Below are 6,925 nucleotides of genomic sequence, written 5' to 3'. Positions count from 1 at the left end.
TTTTTTTTTCTTCTTTTTCAAATATTTTTTTTATTTCTTCTTTCTTTTGAAAATGTTGTGTGAGCGGTGTTTGATGTTTTTTATGACGAGATGTTTTTTTATGACAAGAATTGTATATGCGGTGTTGATATTTGTTTTAGAGATGTTTTTTTAAAGAATTGTGCCTGCGGGGGCTGCTGATCGCTGTTCTGCGGTAGCGCTGGAAGCCCCGTAAGTCCACCGCAGGCAGCACCCTCGTGCTGCCGAGGAGGATGAGCGTTAGCGAAGGGCGCACATAGCGACGGCTCTGCCGAATGGCTGTGCCGAACCGCCTCTATGAAAAAAAATCCTCCAGTCTGAATTACAAACTGAAGGGCTCTATTTTATTTGCAAAACTCTTTTTTTAGGAAGTCTAAATCAAGTTCTGGGTAAAGAACAAACTTTTTAAGCAAAGTTTGAACTCGTTTTGAAGCGGCATCTTTTACCGCTGGGTCGAGCTCTATCTTAAGTTTTGCAGGTTTTCCGTCTTTTGTGACACCTGGCTTCGTTCCTTTTAAAACGAGGTCTATTATGGAAGCAACTTCTTTCATTTCGCCCTCTTTCATTCCAAGTGTAGTTAATGCTGGAGTTCCCAAGCGCAAGCCAGATGTATACCAAGCGCCGTTTTTGTCGTATGGAAGTGCATTTGCGTTTGTTGTAACGCCTGCTTCAAACAACGCTGCTTCTGCCTGCTTACCTGTAAGACCGTACGATGTTATATCTGCAAGCATTAAATGGTTATCTGTTCCGCCAGTTTGCAGGCGAACTCCCAAAGCTTCCAATTCTTTTGCGAGTGCCTGTGCGTTTTTTACAACTTGACTTGCGTACTCTTGATATTCTTTTGAATTTGCTTCCTTAAAAGCCAAAGCCTTTGCTGCCATAACATGTGGAAGAGGTCCGCCCAAAACCATTGGACAGCCCTTGTTTACGAATTCTTCAAATTCTTTTTTGCAGAGAATCATTGCACCACGAGGTCCGCGCAAAGTTTTATGGGTGGTTGTTGAAACTATATCCGCCCATTTTACTGGATCAAAATCACCTTGAAAAACCTTCCCCGCTACAAGTCCTGCAAAGTGAGCCATATCAACCATCAAAACCGCTCCGCATTTATCTGCTATCTGGCGAAATCGCTTAAAATTGATTGCACGAGGATAGGCTGAATACCCGGCAAGAAGGATAAGTGGTTTTACTTCCATCGCCTGCTTTTCGATTGCATCGTAGTCTAGCAGACCTGTTTTTTCGTCAACTCCGTATGGATGAGATTCAAACATCCTTGCAGAAACATTCATCTTGTAACCATGGGTTAAATGTCCTCCACAAGAATAATCGAGTCCCATCAATTTTTGATTGCCAAATCTTTTGCGCAATTCGCTGAACTGTTCTGGAGTTAAATCATTCAAAGATTTTACGCCGAGTTCCTGCAAGGTTGGTGTTTCTACCTTTGCAGAAAGAATTGCCCAATATGCTACTAGGTTTGTATCTGCCCCAGAATGTGGCTGAACATAAGCATAATCCGCACCAAAAAGCGATTCTGCTTCGCGTGCTGCTGTCATCTCGACCTTATCAACATTGACACAACCGCCGTAATAGCGATGTTCTGGATAACCTTCTGCGTATTTATCTGTAAGCAAGTTACCCATCGCTGCCTGAACTGCCAAAGAACTGTAATTTTCTGAAGCGATGAGTTTTAAATGGCTGCGCTGATTTTCAATTTCGTTTACAACATCTGCGGCAATTGAAGGATTTACAGAAGCAACCTGCTGAAGATTTGCCACATAAGCGGTCATTGCAACATTTGGTTTCCCGTTGCAAGAAGATAGATAGTTTTCCAATGGTGTAGACATCGAATTCTCCTAAAAAAATCGTTGAAGAAAGTTTCAACTTTCGAGACGATTTTTTACGCTGTTTTGCAACGAAGTGGAAAACAGCAGTTCAATAAGAAAGTTTGCAACGCAAACTTTGTGAGTAAAGAAACGACGCAATTTCTGGCGTTTCTTTACGCTTCTCCCAAAAAAATCGTTGAAGAAAGTTTCAACTTTCAAGACGATTTTTTACGCTGTTTTGCAACGAAGTGAAAAACAGCAGTTCAATAAGAAAGTTTGCAACGCAAACTTTGTGAGTAAAGAAACGACGCAATTTCTGGCGTTTCTTTACGCTTCTCCTAAAAAAATCGTTGAAGAAAGTTTCAACTTTCGAGACGATTTTTTACGCTGTTTTGCAACGAAGTGAAAAACAGCAGTTCAATAAGAAAGTTTGCAACGCAAACTTCTCGGGTAAATAAAAGCACAAATATTATAAATTATAAAAAATGCTTCTATATAATAAACCCTGCGATTATTTTATTAAATTTTGATTTTGGATTTTTATCCGCAACGAAAATAAAAATAATCATCTCGATACTATAAAAAAACAAGTTTTTCATCAATTAGTACAATCCCATTCATCACACACCGTCAATCTACATTGATAAAATACAAAGCAAAACTTAAAAATCTTTTGAAGAAAAATTTATCCGCATATAAGAAATTTAATAAAAGAGATAAAACAGATATAATCAATATTTATATCTCTATTTTAAAATTCAAGTGGTAAAATTGGAGAAATAATGAATAATACAAAATATTTTTTATTAAAAAACAAAGAATTAACCTTTTACCTATTGTGTTTTTTCTCTCATTTATTTTTTGCTCCATTCTACAAATACTATGGTTTTGAATTTCTCTTTCTATACAATATTTTGATGGCACTAATTTACGGAATTTTCATCTTTCTTTTTAACAAAATCCGAAAGCGATTTTTTATCTTGTTTTCTTATGTTGAAGTTATGATTTACATCCTTTTGGTAACAATTTTAACAGGAACAGATTTTGGAACTCGCCTATACGGAATCTGCATAATTCCTTCGCTGTTTTTCTTTGTAAATTCCACAAAAGCATCTCAAAAAAGCCATGCAATTCTTTCTGGAATAGCGGTCGTATTTATGATTTTTGTCATTTGGTATGAATTTATAAGACCGAGGGCAATTTTTCAAGGTTTTATGAGTGCAGTTACCGTTTACAAAAGTTTTTACAGAATACACGTAATTTTTTCTACGACAATTTCGGTTGTAGTTCTGTTTTATCTTTCGATTGTAACCCAATACAATCTTGAACGCTCTGAAAAAAAAGCAAAAAATCGTGTCGAAAAATTGGATTTTATGGCAAACCACGACCAGCTTACAGGTCTTATAAACAGGCGAAGTTCACAGTGGGGAATCGCAAATCTTGAAGAAAATAAACGAATAAATGGGAATGATTATGCAATTTGCGTGTTTGATATAGACGATTTTAAAAAGACGAACGACACCTTTGGTCATAAGGCTGGAGATTTTGTTTTGATACACATTACAAAACTCATATCTAGTCTGTTAAATCCCGGCACCCAATTTGCAAGATGGGGCGGAGAAGAATTTTTATTGATTTTTCCCGAAGCAAACGAAGAAACCCTCAGAAAATTAGAGCAAATCCGAAAAACTGTAGTAAATGAAAAACTAAAATGGAACGGCAAAGAAATAAAAATCACCTTGACTTTTGGAATAAGCTCTTCAAAAACAGGCAAAAGTTCAGACAAAATTTTGATTGATGCCGACAACTGTCTTTTTAAAGGCAAAAAAGAAGGCAAAAACAGAATTTGCGTTTCTGAGGATTTCTAAAAAATGAATAGACTTCTGTTCTTTTTTATAAAAAATAAATTGACTGTAACCATTTTTGGCTCTCTTGTATGCCATGTAATTTGGATTCCGATATTATTTTCTTTTATGGGAAGCGAATTTCTGCCATCTGCGGTTGCAAACACTTTGATAGTAATAATACTTTCTATAATTTTACTAAAACGAAAGAAATTAAAGCAAGTTACGATTCTTACGATTTACATCCTGTGCATAACCGCATACAGCATATTGCAGGCGGTAACTACACAACTTGGTTGCGGAATGGGACTTTTTTTATTGGCGTGCATCCCTGCAATAAGTTTAGCTTTTACAAAAGAAAAACCTCCAAAATTTTATTTTATCTTTATGGATACAATCCTCGTTTTAGGAATAGCGTTTATAACATTCATAAAATTGTACAAACTGCCGCCACAACAGCTATTCCTTCCAGAAAGGCGTACCTTTTTAAAAATGGGCGAAGTATTTTACACGATAGTGAATTTAAGTTTTTTGTTTTATCTGTGCCTTATGACAGATATTTCTTTACGGCTCTATAAAAAGAAGAACAGCATTCTCCAGAAAAAACTTGAATATATTTCAAAGCACGATTCTCTTACAGGACTTATGAACCGAAGGCGAACGCTAGAAGTTTTTGCAGACATTCAAAAACAAAAGAAAAATAAAAACATTGATTACGCTATCTGTATTTTTGACATAGACGATTTTAAAAAGTTAAACGACACTTACGGTCATGATGCAGGCGACACAATTTTAAAGTCTTTTACAAAATCTTTTTGGGAATATTTTAAAGAACCAATTCGTATTGGCCGCTGGGGTGGCGAAGAATTTTTGATTATCTATCCAAAAATTGACCAAAATACGATAAGCGATTTGGAAAAAGCACGAAAAGAAATAATCCAAAAGCCTATAATTTACGATGAAAAAAAACTCTTTGTTACAGCAACCTTTGGATTGAGTTCATCTCGCAAATGGGCAAATGCCGAAGATGTTTTGCAAGATGCAGATGAGTGTCTTTATAGAGGAAAAACAGCAGGAAAAAACAGGCTTGTGGTTTCTAAAAATTTTTAACTTTAAAAGGCTACCGTTGTTTTATAGGCAAGCAAATGATATAGTGGGGCAATTATGAAACTAAACTCAATTTTATTAAAATCATTTTTTGTAGTTTTTACGATTTATTTTTATTCTTGCAATTCTGTTCCAAAGGAAATTCCAGAAAATTTAACTGCACAAGAATTGATTCAAAATGGGCAGTCAAATTTTGAGATTGGAAATTACAAAGCAGCTTTGGCTTATTACGAAGAGGCTACATTGCGTTTTAGGGACTGGCCTAGCGTTTATATAGAAGCGCGTTACGAAATAGGTCATCTCTATATGAAGCAAAAAAAATATGAATATGCAGAACCGATTTTTAACGAAATTCTTGAGATATACAAATCTTCTGCGCCAGGAAGCATTCCAGCAGCATATAAAAAACTTTCCGAAATTTCACTCGAAAAAATTCCAAACAAAAATTAAAAGCAATTTTTTACATTGCTTGTAGGTCGCACATCCGTGTGCGACAAATGTCAGTTTGCGACAAAGCGGCAGGGATTGGAGTTTCAAGAAAACTTCCGTGTTTTCTTGAAACGGACAGTTTTCTTACAAAAACTGTCAGCACTGATTGTAAGTGCACATCCGTGTGCACAGCGTCGACCGCAGGAGCGTAGCGACGAGGACGATGAGCGCTTAGCGAACCACGCAAAGCCCGATTTTTGCGGAACACAAGTGAAGCAAAAAGCCGCCCAAATTCAAAATCGAAAATTGGCTGGAATATTTTTAACGACCACGCAGGCTTTTGTCGTCTGGAACTATTATTGCATCGATAACAACATTCTTTTTTTGTGCAAGAGTTGCAACAAGTTGTTTTGTATACTTTCCTGTTCCTCGCGGTATTGGATGTGGCTCTGCATCGCCGATTAAGATTATTTTTTTATAAGCATTTTTTCGCCATTTGTAAAAATTTAATGATGCATACAAGGCTTCGTAAACCGCTTCTGGAATATCACCACCTTCGTTTCCGTAAATAATGAAATCGTTTAAATTCTTGTTGAATGCTTCAACCGAATCGCAAAACTCATATCGCTTTACAGGAAGTCCCATATATCTAAATGTGTCGTTGTAATCGCGATACAAAAGCAGGGCAATTCTTACGCTCTTATAAGTTTTTAAATTTTGTGTAAGACGCGGAATCCATTCTTCGCGCAACTTTTGCACATCGTCTTTCATGCTTCCGGTTGCGTCTATTGCAAAAACTATATCGACGCTGTCTTTTTTTGTTATGCGATTTAGACTTTTCATTATGTCGTCGACTATCGATTGCGGTCCTTTTGAAAAACACATGACGCCACCGTTAAAATTTGCAATATCGGAAAAACTAGACGCTGCAAGCGGATTGTAGTCGTCGGTTAGGACTATTGGCTCTTCAAAATCAGCGATTTCTTCTATAACTGGTGTAGGTTCGGGAAGTTTTTCGACAACTGGTGTTTTTTGTAGTGGCAAAGTTTTTTGTGGCTGTTCAGTTTTTATTTGTGTTTCTTGTTTTTTTGGAGCAGTTTTTTGAACTTTTCCAAAGTCGAACATAAAAGGATTATCCAAAAAAGCGCCTGTGTAGTCGCCGTATTTTTTTTCAAACGCACGAATATTTATAAAAGTTCCACGCCCGATTTTTACAGTTCCATTTCGCGACCAAGGATAGCCATATTCTAATTCTGAAGGAATATAAATATGAAAACAGTCGCCAAATTCGCTATCCGCCTCCACAGAAGAGTCGATTAACGAATATTTTGAATAAGATGATTCTAATGGCTTGCCGTTTAAATATCGTTTTTCGTCGCCATTTATAGCATTGTAAGTTTTTGCGCGGTATGCGTAGTTCGCAGAGTTGCCAGAATAGTCCTTTGTTGTTTCCGTGAGCATAACGGACTCTATCCCGCTTTTTTTTCTTATATAAAGATTATATCCTTGAGAATTTTCAAAGGTTTTTCCTTCATCGTAGACAAGCCTTATATCATCTGGAGTTATCAAAAGTGATTTTTTTTCTGCAAAAATTGAGGGCTGTGCAAAAAATGAATAAATCGAGAAAACTGCGATAAAAGAAGAAAACAAAAACCGCTTCATACATTTCTATCGGTAAGGAGTCTTGTTGAATTTAGACTAATT

Annotated in this window: 5 protein-coding genes; 3 read left to right on the top strand and 2 right to left on the bottom strand. The window is 36.5% G+C overall.

The genetic code is table 11. From position 1 onward, the window contains the following. Positions 1–362: 362 nt before the first annotated feature. Positions 363–1,862 (bottom strand): glycine hydroxymethyltransferase, encoded by a 1,500-nt coding sequence (locus FXX65_RS09320; RefSeq protein WP_147616042.1) that lies wholly within the window; start codon positions 1,860–1,862, stop codon positions 363–365. An 896-nt stretch (positions 1,863–2,758) separates the two neighbouring features. On the opposite strand from FXX65_RS09320, the gene FXX65_RS09315 reads away from it, so the two are divergent. Genes FXX65_RS09315 through FXX65_RS09305 form a run of 3 tightly spaced genes read left to right on the top strand, consistent with a single transcriptional unit; the run spans position 2,759 to position 5,242 of the window. Beyond that, positions 2,759–3,709, top strand: a complete 951-nt coding sequence (locus FXX65_RS09315; protein WP_187107455.1) for a GGDEF domain-containing protein — start codon at positions 2,759–2,761, stop codon at positions 3,707–3,709. Between the two features lie 3 nt (positions 3,710–3,712). Beyond that, positions 3,713–4,795 (top strand): GGDEF domain-containing protein, encoded by a 1,083-nt coding sequence (locus tag FXX65_RS09310; protein WP_147616040.1) that lies wholly within the window; start codon positions 3,713–3,715, stop codon positions 4,793–4,795. A gap of 54 nt (positions 4,796–4,849) precedes the next feature. Then, positions 4,850–5,242: a tetratricopeptide repeat protein gene (locus tag FXX65_RS09305; RefSeq protein WP_147616039.1), complete on the top strand. Its 393-nt coding sequence runs from the start codon at positions 4,850–4,852 to the stop codon at positions 5,240–5,242. A gap of 300 nt (positions 5,243–5,542) precedes the next feature. Here FXX65_RS09305 and FXX65_RS09300 read toward each other — a convergent pair whose 3' ends face one another. After that, entirely contained in the window at positions 5,543–6,883 is a 1,341-nt protein-coding gene (locus FXX65_RS09300; protein ID WP_147616038.1) for a vWA domain-containing protein, read from the bottom strand. Positions 6,884–6,925: the final 42 nt, after the last annotated feature.

It is taken from the genome of Treponema pectinovorum, from assembly GCF_900497595.1.
Classification (GTDB): Bacteria; Spirochaetota; Spirochaetia; order Treponematales; family Treponemataceae; genus Treponema_D; species Treponema_D pectinovorum.
The sequence above is the reverse complement of the archived record's forward strand: the minus strand, read 5'-3'. Positions and strand labels throughout refer to the sequence as shown.

Bases quoted from the DNA above. Each gene is read 5' to 3' on its own strand.
- FXX65_RS09320 (WP_147616042.1), bottom strand. From the start codon at position 1,862: ATGTCTACACCATTGGAAAACTATCTATCTTCTTGCAACGGGAAACCA.
- FXX65_RS09315 (WP_187107455.1), top strand. From the start codon at position 2,759: ATGGCACTAATTTACGGAATTTTCATCTTTCTTTTTAACAAAATCCGA.
- FXX65_RS09310 (WP_147616040.1), top strand. From the start codon at position 3,713: ATGAATAGACTTCTGTTCTTTTTTATAAAAAATAAATTGACTGTAACC.
- FXX65_RS09305 (WP_147616039.1), top strand. From the start codon at position 4,850: ATGAAACTAAACTCAATTTTATTAAAATCATTTTTTGTAGTTTTTACG.
- FXX65_RS09300 (WP_147616038.1), bottom strand. From the start codon at position 6,883: ATGAAGCGGTTTTTGTTTTCTTCTTTTATCGCAGTTTTCTCGATTTAT.